This is a genomic window from Ruegeria sp. BG8 (genome assembly GCF_056538325.1).
Genome location: NZ_JBQFSZ010000005.1, coordinates 243,514 through 263,203, shown reverse-complemented (window position 1 = coordinate 263,203; position 19,690 = coordinate 243,514). Strand labels below are relative to the sequence as shown.

The following is a 19,690-nucleotide window of genomic DNA, read 5'->3' as shown; positions in this document are numbered from 1 at the left end:
TGTTATTCAGACTTGAGACTGTTTGGATCGAACGCCCCACCGAACCCTCCGTTCCCTGAGGGTTCCGGTGCGCTTTCCGTTTCCGCATCTCCTCCGCCCAAAGCATTGGGCGCAAAGACGTTACCAAAGCCACTGTTGTTCGAAGGTTTGGGTGCGGACTGTTGAGCGCCGCCCTGTTCGGCCTCTTCGGCCTCTCGCTGTTTGCGTTGTTCTTCGCGCTGTTTGCGCAATTCCTGAATACGCTGTTCCGCTTCCAACTGCTTTTGCTCTTTCACGTTGGCGATGCACTGCGCAGGATTATACGCGGTGGCCGTTCCGACGACAGTAATCGTTGCGATTGCGAAGATGACCAGAAACACAGCAGCCATGTTGCCCGCAAAGAAACCGGGCAATTTGATCTTGCCTGCCAGTTCTTCCACGGTCGCATTTTTACGAGCCGCTGCAACCAGTTCCTGACGCTTGAGCTTTGCCTCGTTCAACAATGCAAAGAAAATGGTGAGCGCTACAATGATAAACGCCAACGCCGAGATCGACGGCGTGATGCCATAACGGACCTTCTGCGCCAATTCGATTGTAAGCGTCGGATATTCACCAAAAGTGAAAGTCGTCGTGTTGTAGTTCTCGAAGGATGCAAGAAACGCCAATACGGCCGCGCTGGCGATGGCAGGACGCATGAATGGCAACAAAATCTTGCGAAACGCCTGCGCGTGGCTTGCACCCAGGTCCAGTGCCGCCTCGGTCAAAGCCACATCGTAACGCTGCAAACGGGCGACCAGAACAAGCATGCAATAGCTCGCGATAAAGGTGGACTGGCCAATAACGGTCAGGAAGATTCCGTTCGACAGAACGCTGTCGGCACCCAGCCCCAACATGCGATTGATGCGGTCCCAGAACACCAGCGTCGAGATACCCAGAACCACGCCCGGAATCAGGATCGGCGCGATGATGATCGTGTAATAGGTCGCACGCAGCTTGGGCCATATCTGCGTCAGCATCAGCGCGCCCGCCAGACCCATCGCCACTGACAGGACAACGGTACCAGCTCCGATGATCAGCGAGTTTTTGATACCGTTGAGGATGCGTTGATCCTGAAATAGCTCTCCGAACCACTGGAAGGTCAGGCATTCCCAAGGCGTCATTCGCGGAAACGCGGACGAATTGAAGGCCGTGACCGACATAATCACCAGAGGGCCCAAGAGATACAGAAAAAACAGGGCCAGATAGACCCAAATGCTGACACGCAGGAAGGACAGGTTCATTTCCCGATATCCCCCATGTTCACCTTGAACAGGCGCATGACGGCAAGCACAAACAGGATACAGGTTACCAGTAGAACGATTGCGTATGCCGCGCCCTGCGGCCAGTCATTGTTATCGTTGAATTGCTGGTAGATCAGTTGCGTAAACCACAACGAGGACGGCCCACCCAAAATCTGCGGCGCAGCCAGCGCCCCTGCGGACAGCATAAACACCATTGTACAGCCAGAGCTAATGCCCGGCTTGGCGTAAGGAATAACAACGCGCCAGTGAATCCGCCACCAAGGTGCTCCCAGATCACGCGCCGCCTCTATCTGATTGTGATCGAGGCTTTCGATCACGTTGTAAATCGGGAAGATCATCAAAAGGATGTAGGCATAGCCCAGCCCGGCATAGAGCGCGATATCATTGCGGATGAAATCGAACGGTGTGTCAAAGATACCCAACCCGACGAAGAGCGTGTTCAACACACCGGTTTCACCAAAAATAATCCGCAAGGCGAATGCGCGCAGGATTTCGTTGATCCAATAGGGTATGATCAACATGATCGCAAAGATGCGGATATGGTTACCCTTGGATTGACCCAAATAATACGCAATCGGATAGCAGATGATCAGATTGAAGATCGTAACGCAAACCGCCGCAATCAAAGTGCGGAAAAACACCCGTAGATCGACAGCATTATAGTCCTGACTGCCGCCCTCGGGGCCGTAAATCAGGTATTTGTAATTCTCAAGGGTATAGACGTCCTTCGGCCCACCAATCTCGGGCGGTGGTAAGTTCGGGCGGAACGAAAAGTCCAACATCGACAATTGCGGCAGAATGATCAGTCCGATCGTCCAAAAGATCACCAGACCCAGGATCGCCAGACCCATTCCAGTGCCATTGCGATTGAAGAATTCTTTCAGGAACCGGGGCATCTTTTCTATCCCCCTTATTCCGCCGCCAATTCACCCGCCGGAACCAGAACCGCATTACGGGTCTCGTATTCCAGGGTGATTGTCTGGCCTGTATGATCCTCGAATGATTGCCCGATATTCGGCAGCGAGACCTTGATCTCTTTTCCACCTTCACCTTCGGTGAAAATGTTAAAGACATTTCCTTCGAATTCTTCGTGCTTCACGCGCGCAGTAACAGAGTTTTCTCCGGGTGCCTCTGTCGATGCGATCGCAAAGGCCTCGGGGCGCACGAACATCATCGCGGCATCGCCTTCTTTCATTTTGCCTTGATTGGCTGTCGAAATGCGCGCGACAAGATCGCCACTACGATTGGTCGCAATTAGCGCGTCATTTCCCATGATTTTCTTGATCTTTCCGCGAAACACGTTGTTTTCGCCGACGAATGACGCCGCAAAGGCAGTGGATGGATCATTGTAGATCGTCTTACCATCCGCGATCTGGTCGATGACACCGGCTCGCATGACCGCAATACTGTCGGACATGGTAAGCGCCTCGCCCTGATCATGCGTAATGTAGATAAATGTAATGCCAACCCTCTGCTGAATTTCGCGTAGCTCTGTGCGCATGTGCTGCCGCAGTTTCAGGTCCAGGGCAGACAAAGGTTCGTCCAACAACAACACATCTGGTTCAGCACATAAGGCGCGCGCAATCGCGACACGTTGGCGCTGACCACCTGACAATTCGCTGGGCAGTTTGTCCCCCTGCCCGGGAAGTGCGATCATATCCAATAATTCATCAGCGCGCTTTCGACGCCGAGCAGCCGTGGCACCTTTGATCTCCATCGAAAAGGTGATGTTCTCCCACACTTTCATCAGCGGGAATAAAGCCAGGTTTTGGAAAATCAAAGCGGTGGGCCGTTTATTCGGCCCGATGCCCTGCATGTTTTTTCCGCCGATCAGCACCTTCCCTTCACTTGGATCAAGAAAGCCTGAAACTGCCCGAAGGATCGTTGTCTTGCCGCACCCAGAAGGGCCTAGGAACGAGAAAAAGTCCCCACCGTTGATATTTACGTTGGCATCTCGGACGGCGACGAAATCGCCAAACCGGATCCACAGGTTTTCAAGATCTACGCCGACCCCAGCACTCATCTCGGTATCTCCAATTGGTGCGATCGCGCTGCGCACCTTTCTTGTTTCCGTCACGCATAGGCGGACGGGCGGATAACCCTCCGCGACATCGCGGAGGGCACCGTTTCAAAGCGATCAGGCGCTTTTGAACTTGTTGACGAACTCTGTTCTGGTCTCGGCGTACCAAGGAGCTTCGGCAGGCCAAGGGTTCAGGTTGGCAAGCGAGTCGCCCGGGTAAGCTTCGGCAAAGTTCTTTTTGTAGGTGTCGCCAGAGTACTGGTCGGCGCCCAGAACTGGCGAGTTATAGCCGTGGCTGTCGATTGCCACACCTGCCGGTTTCGCCTGATAGGCGAAGTCGATGAACGCATAAATCTGGTCGATATTCGCCGCGCCCGTGGGAATGGACATACCATCGACCCAAGCCATCGCGCCTTCGACAGGTGCCTGATAGTGCACCGGCTCACCAGCGGATTTAAGCGCCAAAGGTGGGCCATCCCAAGTCTGACCGACAACAACACCTTCATTCAACAGGCCGTTCTTTTGGGTATCGGCATCGTTCCAGATCAACTTGATCCGGTTTTTGCGCGCGATGCACCAGTCAGTGATCTGACCCCAAACCTTCCGCATGGTCTCTTCGTCGTTGTAGGCAGACCAAACAGAACCCGGCTCCATCTCACCTGAGCGTTCCATGTAAAGACCGGCACCCAGCATCATCGAATGCGCGCGACCCATGGTTTTGCCAGCGTTTTCTTCGGACCAGATGTCACCATAAGAAGGCGCGTCACCCTCGGGCAACCACAGATCTGTGCGGTAAGCGACGCCCTCAGTACCCCAGATGTGTGGCAACCAGTGGACACCTGCATCGCCAAAGTTCCACGCATCCGTACCGATCGCTGCCATAGCTGGGTTCACAAGGTCAACTGGCACTTTGTTCATGTCGAAAGGCTGCAGCAACTCTAGCGGTTCCCACTGCAAAGAGCGGTTGTTGGTCGGCGACACGATGTCGAAACCCTGTCCTTTGGTGGCCTTCATTTTGTTGATGATTTCCTCGTTCGACCCGATACCGGTATAGTTCACCTTGATGCCGGTCAGGGTTTCGAACTCTTGCAGGAAAGTGGGCGGCAGATAGTCGGACCACATCAGGATGTTTATTTCACCCGACGAAGCCAACGCGCTTTTGCTATAAAGCGCAGCGGCCCCTGCGCCTTTGAGTATTGTACGTCTGGACAGGTTTTTCCGTTCAGTCATAGTCGTCTCTCCCGTTGTTAACTTTTTTGTTTTTGTGGTTACACGCTAGACTTTCCCGACACGGCTGTCAGTCCAAAAGTTTCAGTTCCTTATTTCGATAGGTCCAGTTTTCATGAAATTCAGTCGTTTCGCGGAAAACACCATCGTCATGGCACCGCTTTAAGCCGCACGGTTTTGAACGTGGCGCATTGCGACCGTGACCCTATTGTCTCATTGAGATGCCATCGTGAAATAGATGAACTTTGTCCGGGTCTGCCGCAACCGAGACGGATTGACCACGCATGTTTCGCTGAACGCCAGGGAGCTTTGCAATCATCGGATCGGCACCCTCATGAGCTGCAAAGTATAGCAGCGTCACCTCTCCAAGCGCCTCGGTGAAATCAACCAGCCCTTCTAGAATGGGGTTTTCATCTGTTGGACGAAAGTCTTCTGGACGCACACCGATATTGACCTTTTTACCCGCATCCGACGCGTTGGTCGGGATGCTTGACACGGCCTCGCCTCCGCCATCCAGTTTTACTGTGGTTTTTTCGCCGGTCTGCGTAATTACCCCCGGCAAAAGGTTCATTGCAGGCGAGCCGATGAATTGAGCGACAAATTCGTTTTGGGGTGTCTCGTAAAGCTCAAGCGGGGTGCCAACCTGGGCGACTCCCTTATTCGCCAAGACCACGATCCGGCTGGCTAACGTCATCGCCTCAACCTGATCATGCGTGACATAGATCATCGTGCTGTCCGGCATAGCCTCTTTCAGACGTGCAATTTCGATCCGCGTAGCGACCCGCAAAGCGGCGTCGAGGTTCGACAACGGTTCGTCGAACAAATACACTTTGGGATCCCGCACGATGGCTCGCCCGATGGCCACACGTTGCCGTTGTCCGCCAGACAAAGCCTTAGGCAAGCGATCCAGAAACGGCTCAAGCTGCAAAATACGTGCCGCACGTTCAACTGCGGCATCCACTTCAGCCGCTGGCATTTTGGCGATCTTGAGCGCAAAAGCCATGTTCTCACGGACCGTCATGTGGGGATAAAGCGCATAGCTTTGGAACACCATCGCGATGCCACGCTGTGCCGGGGGCACGTCGTTCATCACCTGACCCTCAATCTCAAGCGTTCCCCCCGAGATTTTTTCGAGCCCGGCAATCATCCGAAGCAATGTGGACTTCCCGCACCCAGACGGGCCCACGAAAACAATCAGTTCACCGGTTTCGATGTCCAGATTGATATTTTTAAGGACATCAACGTTGCCATAGGTTTTGGCCACATCCGTGAGATTGAGTTCTGACATGGCTTATCCCTTCTCTTCGACCATCAAACAGAATTGGGCAGCGTCCAGGGACACCGTCCCTGTTCCCGCAACGCTGCCCAATTCCTCCCCGATCACCCGCCAACTGCCTTGCGGCAAGCCGACCTCAGCGGTGTCTGTCCCGAGGTTAAAGGCGCAAAATACGCGCTCACCTGCGTCTTCGCGAAAGAACGTGAGAACAGATCCTGTTTCGGTCATCTGCTCTTGAGAGCCCGTCATCAACGCCGGATGAGCATGCCGAAGGGCAATCGCAGCACGATAATGATGCAGCAAGGAGTTCTGGCCCCTTTCAAGCCGATCTACCGCGCGTTCTGCCTGCGCCGAACTGACCGGCAACCAAGGGCGGCTGGTGCTAAACCCGGATTGCTCGTCCTGTGACGTCCAGACCATTGGCGTTCGGCACCCATCGCGACCCTTAAACTCGGGCCAGAATTCGATGCCGTACGGGTCCTGCAAATCTTCGAATGCGACGTCTGCTTCGGGCAGGCCCAGTTCCTCGCCTTGATATAGGCAAGCTGAACCGCGCAGGCACATCATCAAAACCGCGTATTGACGGATAGCCGTATCGTCCAGATCCCATCGAGACGCATGGCGCTGCACGTCATGGTTAGAGAACGCCCAACAGGGCCACGCATCACCGGCCTTATCCTCAAGCTGATCGAAGACTTGTTTGGCATAAGGCGCCGTCAGTTTACGCTTTTCAAGAAACTCAAAGGCATAACACATGTGCATGCGCTTATCGCCGGACGTGTACTCTCCCATGATCTCAAGACCGCGTTGGGCGTCACCAACCTCGCCCAAACAGGCGCGACCTTCGTATTCGTCGGTCAGCGCCCGTAGACGTTCAAGGAACGCGATGTTTTCCGGCTGGCTTTTTGAATACAGGTGATCCTGGTGGTTGTACGGATTGACCATCGGGGCAATCGACGCGTTGCGCTGATCCAGCGGCAGACCGGGATTGTCACGCAGTTGGTCGTCGTGAAAATAGAAGTTGATCGTGTCCAGACGGAACCCATCGACACCCAAATCCAGCCAAAACCTTGCAACATCCAGCAGCGCGTCCTGTACATCCTTGCAATGAAAATTCAGGTCTGGCTGCGACGTCAGAAAATTGTGAAGGTAATACTGCAGCCGACGTGCATCCCATTGCCATGCAGAGCCGCCGAATATCGACAACCAGTTGTTAGGGGGCGTTCCATCCGGTTTGGGATCGGCCCAAACGTACCAATCCGATTTCGGGTTTTCCCGATTTGCGCGGCTTTCACTGAACCAAGGGTGCTGGTCCGACGTGTGCGACAGAACCAGATCAATCATCACCTTCAGGCCATGACAATGCGCCTGATCCAGCAGATCCTTGAAATCAGCCATTGTGCCAAACATCGGATCAACATCCCGATAATCGCTGACATCATAGCCGAAGTCCTTCATCGGGGATTTGAAGAACGGAGATATCCAAATCGCATCGACCCCAAGAGAGGCAATATAGCCAAGACGCTGCGTGATGCCCTTCAGGTCGCCGATCCCGTCACCGTTACTATCCTGAAAGCTGCGCGGGTAGATCTGATAAATCACCCCGCCGCGCCACCAATCCGCGTTTGCTTTGGTTGAGTTTGACGTTTTCACACTGTTTTGCACGTTCATCGGACGCCTCTATTTGACGGACCCGGCCAACAGACCGCGAACCAGGTATTTTTGCATTGCGAAGAAGACCATCAGCGGCACGGCAATCGACACGAAAGCCGCCGTGGCAAGGATTTCCCAGTTACCGCCGCGCGTCCCCAACAACTCGACGATTTGATTGGTCATGACGGTGGTTTGCCCTGATGCGTCGATCAAAAACACTTTGGCAACCAGCAGATCGTTCCACGTCCATAGGAACTGGAAGATGGCAAACGAGGCCAAAGCCGGGAAGCTTAGGGGCAGTATCAGCTTGGTGAAAATCTGAAACTCGGTCGCACCATCGACCCGAGCGTTTTCAATCAGGTCGCGCGGAAGACCCGCCATATAGTTGCGCAAAAGGTAGATCGCCAAAGGCATCCCAAACCCTGTATGCGCCATCCAGACACCAAGGTAACCCTTTCCAATGCCGATATTCAGGTGGAATTTAAGCAACGGGATCAGGGCCAATTGAAGTGGCACGACAAGAAGACCGACAACGGCAGCAATCAGTAACGCACGACCCGGAAAATCCATCCACGCCAGCGCGTAGGCCGCAAAAGCAGCCACGAGAATTGGGATGATCGTGGCCGGAATGGTCACCGTCAGGGTGTTGAAAAAGGCGCGCCCCATGCTGTCTGTACTGTCTTCGGCCAGCAGGACTTTGTGGTAATTGTCCAACGTAAATTCGGGCGGCAACTCAGCGGTGACAAAGACACGCGCGCCCCGACTGCCCGAGAACGCCTCGGTATTTTCCATTCTGTAGTTGCCCTGGGCGTCCACCGTGACAGTGCCGCCCCGGCGCAACTCTGCTGTTTCACCCGGCACAAATGCATCGACCGCGCGAGAGCTGACACCCCATTTCGAAATCGTTGCCGTTGTTCCGGCGTCAAACAGGTTACCCTCAATGACGTATAACCCGTTTTCCTGCACCTGAGTATCTGGCGGGGCGGTTCGCAGCGTCAGGTTCTGTTCTGATGGAAACAGAGACTTCCACCAGCCACTGGTCGCGATCTGGTCCGCTGTTCTAAACGATGAAATCAACAACCCCAGCGTCGGCACAACCCACAGCACCACCAAAAAGATGACCGAGGCATGGACGACCCAGCGGAGCGCCGGTTTGGTTCCTGCAATATCGCTCATGGCCTCACTCCATCTCTTTGCGCGCGTTGCGCACGTTCCAGATCAGGATTGGTGTCACCAGCAACATGATCACCATGGCTGAGGCAGATCCAACGCCCCAGTCATTGGCACGGAACAGTTTGTCATACATGTAATTGGCCAATACCTGCGTCTCCCACTGGCCGTTGGTCATCGCGAACACGATGTCAAAGACCTTGAGAACAGTGATTGTGATCGTGGTCCAGACAACCAGAATGGTGGTTTTGATCTGCGGCACCTTGATGCGGAAGAAAATCTGGAAAGGGTTGGCGCCGTCCAGAATGGCAGCCTCAATGGTTTCTTCGGGGATACCGCGCAGGGCAGCGGACAGGATCACCATGGCAAATCCAGTCTGAATCCAGATCAGCACCACCATCAGAAAGAAGCTGTTCCAAAACGGGATGGTCAGCCAGGTCTGCGGCTCGGTTCCACCGAAAAAGATGTAGAGCGCGTTCAGCATCCCGATCTGATCTTGCTCAGCCGGGCGAGTGTCGTAGACCAGTTTCCAGATCACCGACGCGCCTACAAAAGAGATCGCCATCGGCATGAAGATCAGCGACTTTGCGACGTTGCCCCAGCGGATGCGGTCGGTTAGCTGCGCCACCAACAAACCAAACGCGGTAGACAGCGCAGGAACAATGATCAACCAGAACATATTGTTGCGCATGGCCTCCCAGAATTTGGGTTCGTTCGCCATCTGCACATAGTTGTCCAAGCCGACCCACTCGTACCCGCCCCCGGGCACCCGGTCTGTCAACGACAGGCGCAGTGTTTCGACCACTGGATAGGCCAGGTAAAGACCCAAAGCGGCAAGAGCCGGGAACAGGAACAGCCAAGGCCGGATCATATTGGCCCGGTTGATGTTACGCCCCGCATTGGGCCCCCGCGCGGGAAACAGGATTTTGTCCAGAAACTGGTTCGACAGGTAAAAATAGCCCACACAACCTGACACGCCGATAGCGATGGTCAGCAGGCCTTGTAATGCCGGATGCATGCCGCGTCTCCCTTGCGACGATGTGTTTAGGCAACCCGAAAAGACGGGTTGCCAGGGATCGAACGCTTAGTCGAGCGCTTCCCAAGAGGATTGGATTTCATCCGCAACCTCTTGAGCAGGTGCGCCGCCAGCGTAGTCAACCATGCCGGTCCAGAACGTACCGGCACCTACGCCACCAGGCATCAGGTCAGATCCATCAAACCGGAAGGTGGTCGCGCCCAGGAGAATGTCGTTCATCTTTTTCAAAGTTGGATCTGAGAACAGGGACGTATCCACACCCTTGTGCGGAGTCAGGAAACCGGTCAGCTGCATCCAGGTCTCATGCGCCTCGGGTGTCTGCAGATACTCGATCAGAGCATGCGCGCCGGGACTGTCATTGGTGATCGCCCAAAGGGTTCCGGCCCCCAGAACAGGGCTACCGAGATCCTTGCTTTCGTAGGCAGGGAAATAGAAGAAGTCCGCGTCTTCGCCAACAATCGTACCTTCGGGAAAGAACGCCGGAATGAACGAGGCCTGACGGTGCAGGTAGCATTGTGGCGGTGAGCTGAACATGCCCTTGGGGCTATCTCGGAAATCGGTGGTGGCAACTGCGCCTGCGCCGCCCGCGACGTAGTCATCATTGCGTGCAAAAGCACCGAATTCTTCGATGGCGGCAACAACCTTGGGGTCATTGAACTTCATCTCATTAGAGACCCAGGCGTCGTAATCCTCGGGCGATTGGGTCCGCAACATCAAGTCTTCGACCCAATCTGTCGCTGGCCATCCGGTCGCTCCGCCAGAGCCCAGACCGATGCACCACGGTGTCTCGCCATCCGCCACGATCTGGTCTGTCAGAGCCTTAAGCTCCTCCATCGTGGTTGGCACCTCGTAACCGGCATCCTCGAAGTTTTCGGGCACGTACCAGACCAGAGACTTCACATCGACCTTATAGAAAAAGCCGTACAGGTGATCCTGCCCGTCGGCCCCTTCATACGTCCCCAAGTCAACCCAGGACTGGCCAGCTGCATAGTTGTCACGAATCCAATCTGCAGTTCCATCACCTAGCGGGGTCAGAAATCCCGACTTCGCCATATCCGCTGCCAACCCGGGCTGTGGGAAGACCGCCACATTGGGCGCAGAACCCGCTTCGGCGTCGATCCGGATCTGCTGTTCAAAACTGTCCGAGCCGACATAGGCGTACTCGTGTCCGGTTGCTGCGGCAAAGCCGTCCAAGACCTTTTCCACGTTTTCCTGATCCGGGCCCAACCACGGGCCGAACACGGTGACCTTGTCGGCCTGCGCCGCGCCCGCCATCAGGGCGAACGCTGCCGCACCTGTGTAAAGCGAGTGTTTCATGAAGTATCCTCCCAACATTTTCACGCGCATGTGACTCGTTTTTCAAAGCGCTTTGAATGACAGATTTTATCCGTCAACAATCACATTCTGTCAATAATTCGTTTTTCTTCGGCGTAATTTTAATAAAATTAGATATCCCGTGAAAAATGTTGACCTATGCACGATTTGCCCACAAAACGTTTTAAGTATGAATTTGAAGGCGCTTTGAATACTATGAACCTAAAGCAGCTCTCAGAAACCCTCGGGCTTTCGCAGACAACGGTAAGTCGCGCACTAAACGGATATCCCGAAGTGAACGAAGCCACGCGGGAACGGGTTCAGGCTGCGGCGGCCAAGTATGGGTATCGCCCGAACAGCCGGGCGAAAGGGTTGGCGACAGGCCGGTCAATGGTTATTGGACATGTCATCCCCAGCTCATCCCAACATGAAATGGTGAACCCAATCTTTGGCGATTTCGTCGCGGGTGCCGCCCGCACTTATGCTGAACATGGCTATGACATGATGTTCACGAATGCGGCCGACACGTCGATCGAACGCGCCTATCGGGACCTTTTTCAACGCGGAGCCGTCGACGGCGTGGTTCTGCAGGGCCCAAAGGTCAATGAACACCGCATCGAAGTCCTGAACCGCATGGCCGTTCCTTTTATCGTACATGGGCGTTCGACCGGTGTTGAGGTCCCTTATGACTGGATTGATGTGAACAACAAAAGCTCATTTCTGCGCGCGACTCGGTTCCTGATCGACCTAGGTCACCGCCGGATTGCACTGATAAACGGGCTTGAGGATATGGACTTTGCACAGCGGCGTCGCGCCGGGTATCTGGAAGCCCTGGGTGAGGCCGGATTGACCGTTGACCCGGCCTTGATGCGCAGCGCCGAAATGACCGAGGTTTATGGGCATCGCGAAACGCGAGACATGCTCCAGTTGGAAAACCCGCCGACGGCAATACTTATTTCATCCATGATTTCAGCCATAGGGGTTCGCCGCGCTTTGAACGAAGCCGGTCTGAAAATGGGTCGCGATGTATCCGTCATCGCGCATGACGATGACTTGTCTTATTTGAAAAACGGGCAGGACGTTCCGATTTTCACCGCGACACGGTCGTCCGTCCGCCAAGCCGGGGAAATGGCCGCTGAAATGCTGATAGATCGGATCAAATCACCGGATGATCCGGTAAAAACTAGATTGCTGGAGGCTGAACTGGTAGTTGGCGGCTCAACCGGCCCCGCTCCCAACAGGTTCTGATTATGAAATATACCCGTACTGACTTCCCCAAAGATTTCATCTTTGGTGTCGCAACTTCTGCCTACCAGATCGAAGGTCATGCACAGGGAGGCGCGGGAGAAACCCATTGGGATACGTTTGCCAGAACGCCGGGAAATGTGGTGCGTCAGGAAAATGGAGATCTGGCTTGCGATCATCTGAACCGCTTTGCGCAAGACTTCGATCTGGTCCGGGATGCGGGATTTGACAGCTACCGCTTTTCGACCAGTTGGGCCCGCGTCATGCCTGAAGGCCGCAGAGCAGTAAACGAGGCTGGGCTGGACTACTACGACAGGCTCGCAGACGCACTGTTGGAGCGCGGCATCCGCCCCTGTGCAACACTCTATCACTGGGAACTACCCTCCGCGCTGGCCGATTTGGGCGGTTGGCGAAACCGGGATATCGCCGGGTGGTTTGCGGACTTCACCGAAGTCATCATGGGCCGGATCGGCGATCGGATGTACAGCGTTGCGCCCATCAACGAACCTTGGTGCGTCAGTTGGCTCAGCCATTTTGATGGTCATCATGCACCCGGTCTGCGCGACATCCGGGCCACTGCGCGTGCGATGCATCATGTGCTGCTGGCCCACGGAAGCGCGATCGAGGCGATGCGCGGTTTGGGCATGTCAAATCTTGGCGCAGTATTCAATCTGGAATGGGCTGAACCCTCAGATGACAGCGCGGCAGCAAAAAAGGCAGCCGATCTTTACGATGGAATTTACAATCGCTTTTTCCTGAGCGGCGTTTTCAACAAAGCCTACCCGGAGAACGTTCTGGAAGGGCTTGAACCGCATTTGCCTACAGGCTGGCAGGATGATTTTCCCACCATTGGCACCCCCGTCGATTGGTGCGGCCTGAACTACTACACACGCAAGCTGATCGCACCTGCGGAGACCTCTTGGCCCAGTTTACAAGAAGTCCCCGGGCCACTGCCGAAAACGCAAATGGGCTGGGAAATCGAACCCTCCGCTCTCACCCGGTTTCTGAAACGGGCGGCAGATGACTATACCAAAGACCTGCCCATCTATGTCACAGAAAATGGCATGGCCAGCCCCGAACGACGGCAGGATGACGACCGGATTGATTACCTGAACAAACACTTTGGTGCCGTACAAGACGCTTTAGATGCAGGCGTGCCGGTCAAGGGGTATTTCATATGGTCGCTGCTGGACAATTACGAATGGGCTTTGGGATATGAGAAACGTTTCGGGCTGGTTGACGTCGACTTTGAAACGATGGAGCGCACGCCCAAAGCTTCGTATCAGGCACTGAAAACGGCGCTGTCTCAGGGTTCCGTATCATTACCTCTGGCTCAGCCAGCAGGCGCGATGCACGAGCATTGGAACCTTGTCGCTGACATTGGCGGCACAAACACGCGGCTTGGGGTTATCTCAAATGGCAAACTGACCGAGCTCAGAAAGTCGCCGACAGGTCAACTTCCTCAATTGCTGGAGGCGTTTCAAAGCCTGCGAGACGAAATAGGTACTGATCCACGTGCTGTGGTCGCAGCCGGGGCCGGACCCGTTCACAATGGAACGATCCGCCTGACGAATGCCCAGCTTGACCTTTCCGAGAGCGATATCGCCCAGGCGACCGGAGCACAACATACCTTTGTGATCAACGATTTCACCGCTGCTGCATGGTCGGTTGCGGAGGTCACAGACGATGATGTTGACGTGCTGCAAGGCCTTCAAACCCCACCGGTCGGGACCCGTCTTGTCGTAGGCCCCGGCACAGGGCTTGGCGTCGGTTCGCTTTTGCACTCGAACGGCAGGTTTCACACCGTGTCTGGTGAGGGCGGTCATGTGGGGTTGTCGCCCCGGCAGGACGATGAGGTCGAGATTTTCCGCGCCGCGCGTCAGGTCGCACCGGACTGTTTTTTTGACGACACCCTAACGCTTGAGGCCGAGATGTTCCTGAGCGGTACGGGATTGCCGATTTTGTACCAAGCTATTAGTCTTGCCGCGGGTCAACCCGTATCCAAGGAAAGCTCGGCCAAAACCATACTCGAAGCCGCGCGCGACAACTCGGACCCGTTGGCTGCAAAGGCGGCTCATATGTTCACAACCCATCTGGGGGCTGTGATGGGCGATTTGGCCGTCGTCATGATGCCTGCTGGCGGTGTTTTCCTTGTTGGCGGTGTAGCCGAAAAAAACCGTTGGCTGTTCAAAGACGCGTTCCGCGATGCCTTCAACGCCGGGGGTCGGTTCAGTGATTTACGCAGGTCGATGAACCTTTATGTCTCGAAACAGGACGAATTTGGCATTGTTGGCGCTAACAACTTCTGTAAAAGTGCGCTTGCGCGGTAGATTGACCGCCTGACACTCGGACACAGAAAGGACCCGGCATGATCTTATGCTGCGGTGAAGCCCTGATTGATATGATCGCCGCCCCAACAGTTTCAGGCGAACAAGGTTTTGTGCCGCATTCCGGCGGCGCGATCTTCAACACGGCCATCGCGTTGGGCCGATTGGGTGCTTCAGCCGGAATGCTCACCGGGCTTTCAACAGACATGTTCGGAGTGCAATTGACCGAAGCGTTGAAAGCCAGCCATGTCGACGTAAGCCAGGTCATCTTTTCAGATCGTCCATCGACTTTGGCATTCGTACAACTTGTGGACGGCCACGCCACCTACAACTTTATCGATGATAACTCGGCTGGTCGTATGCTGATGCCGCAGGACATGCCACAGCAGTTACCGGCTGTTTCCGCCCTCTATTTCGGGGGAATAAGCCTGGCGTGTGAACCGTGCGCTGATGCCTATGCCGCCCTTCTGGAACGGTTTGGGCCGGACCGTGCGGTCATGATGGATCCAAATATCAGACCCGGCTTCATTCAGGACCAGACCCGGTATCGCGCGCGTTTGAACCGTATGATTGCTCAGACGGATATTCTAAAGGTTTCCGATGAAGATCTTGATTGGATCATCCCCGGCCCAGAAGATATTTCGCAAAAGGTGTCGATATTGCTGCAAACGGGTCCCGCTGTCGTGATTGTAACCAAAGGCAGCGACGGCGCAGTTGGGTACCTTGCAAACGGCGGTGAAACCTCGGTGCCGGTGAATAAAGTCGATGTCGTCGATACGGTTGGCGCGGGCGACACCTTTAACGCTGGCGTTTTGGCCGAATTGGACCGCGCGCAACATCTGACAAAGCAAGGGCTGCGCAGCATGGGGTCAGACGCATTGCACGCCGCGCTGACAAAAGGTGCAGAAGTGGCCGCCGTCACCGTATCCCGTGCCGGGGCCAATCCGCCTTGGGCACATGAACTTTGACCCGCGAGAGGGACACCAATGAAACGATCTGAGATCAACGCAATCAAGACAGAAGCCGAGGCATTCATCCGGTCCTTCGGCACGGTGTTACCCCCATTCGCTGATTGGTCTCCGGATCGTTTGCGTAGCGACGAGGCGAAAGGCATCCGTGAACGGGGTCTGGGCTGGGATATAACCGATTATGGTCAGGGAAAGTTCGACGAATTAGGGTTGTTCCTGTTCACCCTCCGCAACGGAGATGTGGCCGATCTGAACAAAGGCCGGGGTATGCTCTATGCCGAGAAGCTGTTGGTTTCTCGGGACAAACAACTCTCACCCATGCATCGCCATATCATCAAGGCAGAAGACATAATCAACCGCGGTGGAGGGGACCTTGTGATGGAGATTTACGCCTCTGACCCCGACGGCGGTATTGACCGCGAGAACCCGGTGACGGTGCCTAGCGACAATTGCCCCATAACGATCAAGCCGGGCGAATTGCTGCGCCTAAAACCCGGCCAAAGCGTTACCCTGATGCCCGGCATTTGGCATGCCTTTTGGGCCGAACAAGGGGACTGCCTTATCGGTGAGGTTTCGACCGTGAACGACGACCGGACGGACAACGTGTTCGAAGACCCGATCCCGCGTTTCGCAACCATCGAAGAGGACACAACTCCGGACTTTTTGCTTGTCGCGGATTACTAAGATCAATTCGGGTCAGCGATGAAACGGCCACGTCTATTACTGGCGTCTGGATAAGCTCTTTCCCTAAAAAGGAAAAACCGATTACCATATCGTCAAATCAGTAAGCGATACGGGCGCATACCCGGTCAGGTTTGAAAGGGCCGTCACGATGGTAACAAAAGCCGAGCTGGAAGCAGAGGTCGCCGAACTTCGCCGACAACTGGCTGAACACACCAAGACAGAGCCACCAAAAGGCGAAGAAAGCGCAAGTGCATCCTTTACCGACAATCTCGATGCGTGGTCTGCCCAAATCGACGAAGTGCTGACCGAATTTGAGGATCTGCCGCATAAGAAACCGATCCTCTTTGCGCTTGGTGTTTTTGCGGTTGGCTACCTTATCGGTCGGTCCCGGTAGGAGTGCGCAAATGAGCCGTATCTCACGCAATATCTCGATCATCCTGCGCGCAGAACGCCTTATCGCTCAGCGTCAGGTCGCTGTAGCGGCCAAAAAGACAGGGTTCTACATCGCTGCGGGTTTTGCCGTAGGCCTTGCCGTCATAATGCTGAACGTGGCCGCTTTTTTCTGGTTGTCCGCAGCGCTCACCAAACCTGCCGCGGCGCTTATTCTGGCTGGTGTAAACCTGCTGGTCGCAGTGGGGCTGGCCCTTTTCGCGAACGGAATGACGCCGCCAACGGACACATCTGCAGCGATCGAACTACGTGATATGGCCCTGCAAGACATCGAATCCGAGATCAAGGAAAGCCTGTCTGAGGCTCGAGACGCCGTAACCGGCATAAGGCGCGACCCGATCGGGACACTTACGCCAGATATCGTCAGCGCAATTCTAAGCACCGCGATCAGATACGCGCGCAGTCGCAAGAAATCTGACGACTGAACCTATCGAAGCATTTTCGCCGCCGCGCGCGCGATGACCATCTCTTCGTTCGTTGGGATGTTCAAGATGCGTACGCGACTGAAATCTGTGGAAAGAACCGTGCCACCATCAGCATTCCGGGCATGATCCAGTTCGATCCCGATCCAGCGCATGCCATCGCAAACCAGTTGCCGGATCTTGGCCGAGTTTTCCCCGACACCACCAGTGAAGACCAGCGCGTCGATCCCCTCCAGCGCGGCTGACAACGCTCCAAGCTCGCGGCGAATGCGGAAGACGTAATAATCAATGGCATTGCGCGCTTCGGGCGCATCTGCAGCAAGCAAAGTGCGCATATCCGAAGATATGCCAGACAACCCCAACAAACCGGATTTACGATAAAGCACCTCAGCGATTTCGTCAGCGGTCATTCCGTCTTGTTGCATCATGTACAGCACGACACCCGGATCAAGCTGCCCACTGCGTGTACCCATGGGCAAACCGTCCAAAGCCGAAAAGCCCATGGTCGACGCGACGGCCCTCCCGCCCGATACCGCACACATGGAAGCGCCATTGCCAAGATGCGCGATAACGACCCGACCGTCATAGAGGCCCGGCGCGATTTCCTTAAGCTTTTGCGAGACATAGTCATAGCTGAGACCGTGGAATCCGTACCGCCTTACCCCTTTTTCATAGTAACTTTGCGGCAGCGCGAACGTATCGTTAACCCACGGGTGCGTGCGGTGAAACGCTGTGTCAAAGCAAGCGATCTGAGTGGTGCCCGGAAAAGCCGCGCTTGCGGCACGGATGCCGGCAAGGCTGTAGGGCTGATGCAGAGGTGCAAATGGGATGAAGCTGCTTAGGGTTTCGATGACAGCGTCGTCAATCAAAACGGGCTCAGAATAGATCGTACCGCCGTGGACAACCCGGTGTCCGATGGCCCGGACATGGATATCTGGCAGATATTCCCGCGCTGTCTCAAGGAACGCATGGATCGCTTCGTCATGTGTTTTGGTATTCGCCAATGGTCGGTTGATCGACCGGCCACCCGCGGACTGCGCCATCAAGCGCGGTGCATCCCCAAGCCGTTCAATCTGACCCCGCCATCGCATGCTTGGGCGGTTATCTTCGACCAATTCGTACAATGCGAATTTCAATGAGGAAGAACCGGCGTTCAACGCCAATACGTGATCAGCCATGAATTATACCCTTCGTTGCAACTGCGTGTAGTGCGGCCACCGCGCAGGATGCCAAGCGCGATGCGTCATCGTCCGATCGAGACGTCAGAATGATCGGCGCAGCAGCCCCGAGAACGATACCTGCAGCTTCGGCGTGAGAAATAAAGGTCAGCTGTTTGGCCACCATGTTCCCCGCCTCGATATTCGGGGCGACAAGAATATCGGCTGCGCCGCCAACCTCGGATTTGATCCCCTTGGTTCGGGCAGCGTTCAGGTCAATCGCGTTGTCCATCGCCAAGGGGCCATCCACCAGACCGCCGGTAATTTGACCCCTCTCAGCCATCTTGGACAAAAGCGCCGCATCAACTGATGACGGCATGTGCGGGTTTATGGTTTCCACAGCAGACAAAACGCCAACCTTGGGTGTCTGGATTCCGATCGAATGGGCCAGATGAATTGCGTTCTGGACGATATCCGCTTTGGTTTCCAATTCCGGCGCGATGTTTACCGCAGCGTCTGTAACCATGATCGGGCGCGACATGCCGGGAACGTCCATAACGAAAACATGTGACAAGCGCCGCCCGGTGCGCAGCCCTTTTTCACGGCGCAAGACGGCGTGCAGCAGTTCATCCGTATGAAGATATCCCTTCATCAACGTCTGCGCACGCCCCTCGAAAACAAGATCAACCGCACGGTGTGCTGCCAACCTGTGGGTAGTTGCCTCGACGATTTCGATCCCGTCCAAATCGGCATCCAACTCTGCGGCAGCCTTGGCAATTCTGTCTGGATCGCCCACTAGAATGGGTAAAATGATCCCGTTGGAATAGGCAAGCAGCGCACCCCCAAGCGAATTTGGATCCTCGGGCGCCACCACGGCAGTTGGCATAGGCTCCAGCGGTCGGGCTTGTTCGAGCAGAGCATCAAAGTGGCGATGCCGCTGTACCACAAGCCCCGGCACTTCGACCGAGTCGAATTCCATGTGTTGGGTCGGCGGCGTAACCTGAACAGAACCGCTTAGCACCTGAATGTTATCGCCCACTCGGTGTACTTCTGTTGTGCATACCAAATCGCCGTCGTCGCGCTTTTCAGCGACTGTGACAAAGGCCGTCAGCTCATCACCGGCTACCACTGGCGCGTGAAACGTTAAGTCCACGCGACGGGTCTGTGTACCGGCGCCCGGTAAGATATTGCCAAGAACAGCGGCAATAAGTGCTGCTGGCCAAAGCGCGGGGGCGATCGCTTCTGGTCTCCCATCCCCATCCCCGTCATAGGCAGCAAGGTGCAGCGGGTTGTGATCGCCCGATGCTGACGCAAAGGCATATAGGTCGTCTACTGTGCACAACCGCGTCAACTGCGCCTGATCTCCGACGTTCAGCTGTGAAAAGGTCCGATTTTCCAATATCTTCATGATCTGTCAGCTTTGCTGTTGGCAGCGGGTCTGTTGCAAGGAACGCTGATCTG

17 protein-coding genes and 1 pseudogene are annotated in these 19,690 nt (G+C 55.2%); 7 read left to right on the top strand and 11 right to left on the bottom strand.

Annotated features, from left to right (window positions below; genetic code table 11):
* Positions 1-2: 2 nt before the first annotated feature.
* The 9 genes from ACR0DG_RS12580 to ACR0DG_RS12540 all read right to left on the bottom strand — a co-directional run bounded on the left by ACR0DG_RS12580 (position 3) and on the right by ACR0DG_RS12540 (position 10,979).
* Positions 3-1,259, bottom strand: a complete 1,257-nt coding sequence (locus tag ACR0DG_RS12580) for an ABC transporter permease (protein ID WP_480696836.1) — start codon at positions 1,257-1,259, stop codon at positions 3-5.
* Positions 1,256-2,176: an ABC transporter permease gene (locus ACR0DG_RS12575; protein WP_480696838.1), complete on the bottom strand. Its 921-nt coding sequence runs from the start codon at positions 2,174-2,176 to the stop codon at positions 1,256-1,258. The genes ACR0DG_RS12580 and ACR0DG_RS12575 overlap by 4 nt, the downstream gene beginning before the upstream one ends.
* 14 nt (positions 2,177-2,190) lie before the next feature.
* Complete coding sequence (locus tag ACR0DG_RS12570; protein WP_480696840.1) at positions 2,191-3,303, bottom strand: ABC transporter ATP-binding protein; 1,113 nt, start codon at positions 3,301-3,303, stop codon at positions 2,191-2,193.
* Between the two features lie 114 nt (positions 3,304-3,417).
* Positions 3,418-4,530, bottom strand: a complete 1,113-nt coding sequence (locus tag ACR0DG_RS12565) for an extracellular solute-binding protein (protein ID WP_480696842.1) — start codon at positions 4,528-4,530, stop codon at positions 3,418-3,420.
* A 202-nt stretch (positions 4,531-4,732) separates the two neighbouring features.
* Positions 4,733-5,815 carry an ABC transporter ATP-binding protein gene (locus ACR0DG_RS12560; protein ID WP_480696844.1) on the bottom strand — a complete coding sequence of 361 codons (1,083 nt, stop codon included), beginning with the start codon at positions 5,813-5,815 and terminating at the stop codon, positions 4,733-4,735.
* A gap of 3 nt (positions 5,816-5,818) precedes the next feature.
* Positions 5,819-7,474 carry an alpha-amylase family glycosyl hydrolase gene (locus ACR0DG_RS12555; protein WP_480696846.1) on the bottom strand — a complete coding sequence of 552 codons (1,656 nt, stop codon included), beginning with the start codon at positions 7,472-7,474 and terminating at the stop codon, positions 5,819-5,821.
* 9 nt (positions 7,475-7,483) lie between these two features.
* On the bottom strand, positions 7,484-8,632 hold the full coding sequence (locus ACR0DG_RS12550; RefSeq protein ID WP_480696848.1) for a carbohydrate ABC transporter permease: 1,149 nt from the start codon (positions 8,630-8,632) through the stop codon (positions 7,484-7,486).
* Between the two features lie 4 nt (positions 8,633-8,636).
* Positions 8,637-9,644 carry a carbohydrate ABC transporter permease gene (locus tag ACR0DG_RS12545; RefSeq protein WP_480696850.1) on the bottom strand — a complete coding sequence of 336 codons (1,008 nt, stop codon included), beginning with the start codon at positions 9,642-9,644 and terminating at the stop codon, positions 8,637-8,639.
* Positions 9,645-9,710: 66 nt separating this feature from the next.
* The gene (locus ACR0DG_RS12540; RefSeq protein ID WP_480696852.1) at positions 9,711-10,979 is read right to left on the bottom strand and encodes an ABC transporter substrate-binding protein; all 1,269 of its coding nucleotides are present in this window, start codon (positions 10,977-10,979) and stop codon (positions 9,711-9,713) included.
* A 213-nt stretch (positions 10,980-11,192) separates the two neighbouring features.
* On the opposite strand from ACR0DG_RS12540, the gene ACR0DG_RS12535 reads away from it, so the two are divergent.
* The 7 genes and pseudogenes from ACR0DG_RS12535 to ACR0DG_RS12505 all read left to right on the top strand — a co-directional run bounded on the left by ACR0DG_RS12535 (position 11,193) and on the right by ACR0DG_RS12505 (position 17,075).
* The gene (locus tag ACR0DG_RS12535) at positions 11,193-12,224 is read left to right on the top strand and encodes a LacI family DNA-binding transcriptional regulator (protein WP_480696854.1); all 1,032 of its coding nucleotides are present in this window, start codon (positions 11,193-11,195) and stop codon (positions 12,222-12,224) included.
* 2 nt (positions 12,225-12,226) lie between these two features.
* Positions 12,227-13,531: pseudogene (locus tag ACR0DG_RS12530) on the top strand (GH1 family beta-glucosidase); the annotation flags it as partial.
* A gap of 39 nt (positions 13,532-13,570) precedes the next feature.
* Entirely contained in the window at positions 13,571-14,551 is a 981-nt protein-coding gene (locus ACR0DG_RS12525; RefSeq protein WP_480697272.1) for a glucokinase, read from the top strand.
* A 38-nt stretch (positions 14,552-14,589) separates the two neighbouring features.
* Positions 14,590-15,516: a carbohydrate kinase family protein gene (locus tag ACR0DG_RS12520; RefSeq protein ID WP_480696856.1), complete on the top strand. Its 927-nt coding sequence runs from the start codon at positions 14,590-14,592 to the stop codon at positions 15,514-15,516.
* An 18-nt stretch (positions 15,517-15,534) separates the two neighbouring features.
* Positions 15,535-16,200: a D-lyxose/D-mannose family sugar isomerase gene (locus ACR0DG_RS12515; protein ID WP_480696858.1), complete on the top strand. Its 666-nt coding sequence runs from the start codon at positions 15,535-15,537 to the stop codon at positions 16,198-16,200.
* Positions 16,201-16,348: 148 nt separating this feature from the next.
* Positions 16,349-16,594 (top strand): hypothetical protein, encoded by a 246-nt coding sequence (locus ACR0DG_RS12510; RefSeq protein WP_480696860.1) that lies wholly within the window; start codon positions 16,349-16,351, stop codon positions 16,592-16,594.
* A gap of 10 nt (positions 16,595-16,604) precedes the next feature.
* On the top strand, positions 16,605-17,075 hold the full coding sequence (locus tag ACR0DG_RS12505; RefSeq protein WP_480696862.1) for a phage holin family protein: 471 nt from the start codon (positions 16,605-16,607) through the stop codon (positions 17,073-17,075).
* A gap of 2 nt (positions 17,076-17,077) precedes the next feature.
* Here ACR0DG_RS12505 and ACR0DG_RS12500 read toward each other — a convergent pair whose 3' ends face one another.
* On the bottom strand, positions 17,078-18,250 hold the full coding sequence (locus ACR0DG_RS12500) for an acetate/propionate family kinase (RefSeq protein ID WP_480696864.1): 1,173 nt from the start codon (positions 18,248-18,250) through the stop codon (positions 17,078-17,080).
* The gene (locus ACR0DG_RS12495) at positions 18,243-19,637 is read right to left on the bottom strand and encodes a bifunctional enoyl-CoA hydratase/phosphate acetyltransferase (protein ID WP_480696866.1); all 1,395 of its coding nucleotides are present in this window, start codon (positions 19,635-19,637) and stop codon (positions 18,243-18,245) included. The genes ACR0DG_RS12500 and ACR0DG_RS12495 overlap by 8 nt, the downstream gene beginning before the upstream one ends.
* Positions 19,638-19,690 lie beyond the last annotated feature (53 nt).

Excerpts from the sequence above, each read along its gene's own strand:
- ACR0DG_RS12580 (WP_480696836.1), bottom strand. The coding sequence starts at position 1,259 with ATGAACCTGTCCTTCCTGCGTGTCAGCATTTGGGTCTATCTGGCCCTG.
- ACR0DG_RS12575 (WP_480696838.1), bottom strand. The coding sequence starts at position 2,176 with ATGCCCCGGTTCCTGAAAGAATTCTTCAATCGCAATGGCACTGGAATG.
- ACR0DG_RS12570 (WP_480696840.1), bottom strand. The coding sequence starts at position 3,303 with ATGAGTGCTGGGGTCGGCGTAGATCTTGAAAACCTGTGGATCCGGTTT.
- ACR0DG_RS12565 (WP_480696842.1), bottom strand. The coding sequence starts at position 4,530 with ATGACTGAACGGAAAAACCTGTCCAGACGTACAATACTCAAAGGCGCA.
- ACR0DG_RS12560 (WP_480696844.1), bottom strand. The coding sequence starts at position 5,815 with ATGTCAGAACTCAATCTCACGGATGTGGCCAAAACCTATGGCAACGTT.
- ACR0DG_RS12555 (WP_480696846.1), bottom strand. The coding sequence starts at position 7,474 with ATGAACGTGCAAAACAGTGTGAAAACGTCAAACTCAACCAAAGCAAAC.
- ACR0DG_RS12550 (WP_480696848.1), bottom strand. The coding sequence starts at position 8,632 with ATGAGCGATATTGCAGGAACCAAACCGGCGCTCCGCTGGGTCGTCCAT.
- ACR0DG_RS12545 (WP_480696850.1), bottom strand. The coding sequence starts at position 9,644 with ATGCATCCGGCATTACAAGGCCTGCTGACCATCGCTATCGGCGTGTCA.
- ACR0DG_RS12540 (WP_480696852.1), bottom strand. The coding sequence starts at position 10,979 with ATGAAACACTCGCTTTACACAGGTGCGGCAGCGTTCGCCCTGATGGCG.
- ACR0DG_RS12535 (WP_480696854.1), top strand. The coding sequence starts at position 11,193 with ATGAACCTAAAGCAGCTCTCAGAAACCCTCGGGCTTTCGCAGACAACG.
- ACR0DG_RS12525 (WP_480697272.1), top strand. The coding sequence starts at position 13,571 with ATGCACGAGCATTGGAACCTTGTCGCTGACATTGGCGGCACAAACACG.
- ACR0DG_RS12520 (WP_480696856.1), top strand. The coding sequence starts at position 14,590 with ATGATCTTATGCTGCGGTGAAGCCCTGATTGATATGATCGCCGCCCCA.
- ACR0DG_RS12515 (WP_480696858.1), top strand. The coding sequence starts at position 15,535 with ATGAAACGATCTGAGATCAACGCAATCAAGACAGAAGCCGAGGCATTC.
- ACR0DG_RS12510 (WP_480696860.1), top strand. The coding sequence starts at position 16,349 with ATGGTAACAAAAGCCGAGCTGGAAGCAGAGGTCGCCGAACTTCGCCGA.
- ACR0DG_RS12505 (WP_480696862.1), top strand. The coding sequence starts at position 16,605 with ATGAGCCGTATCTCACGCAATATCTCGATCATCCTGCGCGCAGAACGC.
- ACR0DG_RS12500 (WP_480696864.1), bottom strand. The coding sequence starts at position 18,250 with ATGGCTGATCACGTATTGGCGTTGAACGCCGGTTCTTCCTCATTGAAA.
- ACR0DG_RS12495 (WP_480696866.1), bottom strand. The coding sequence starts at position 19,637 with ATGAAGATATTGGAAAATCGGACCTTTTCACAGCTGAACGTCGGAGAT.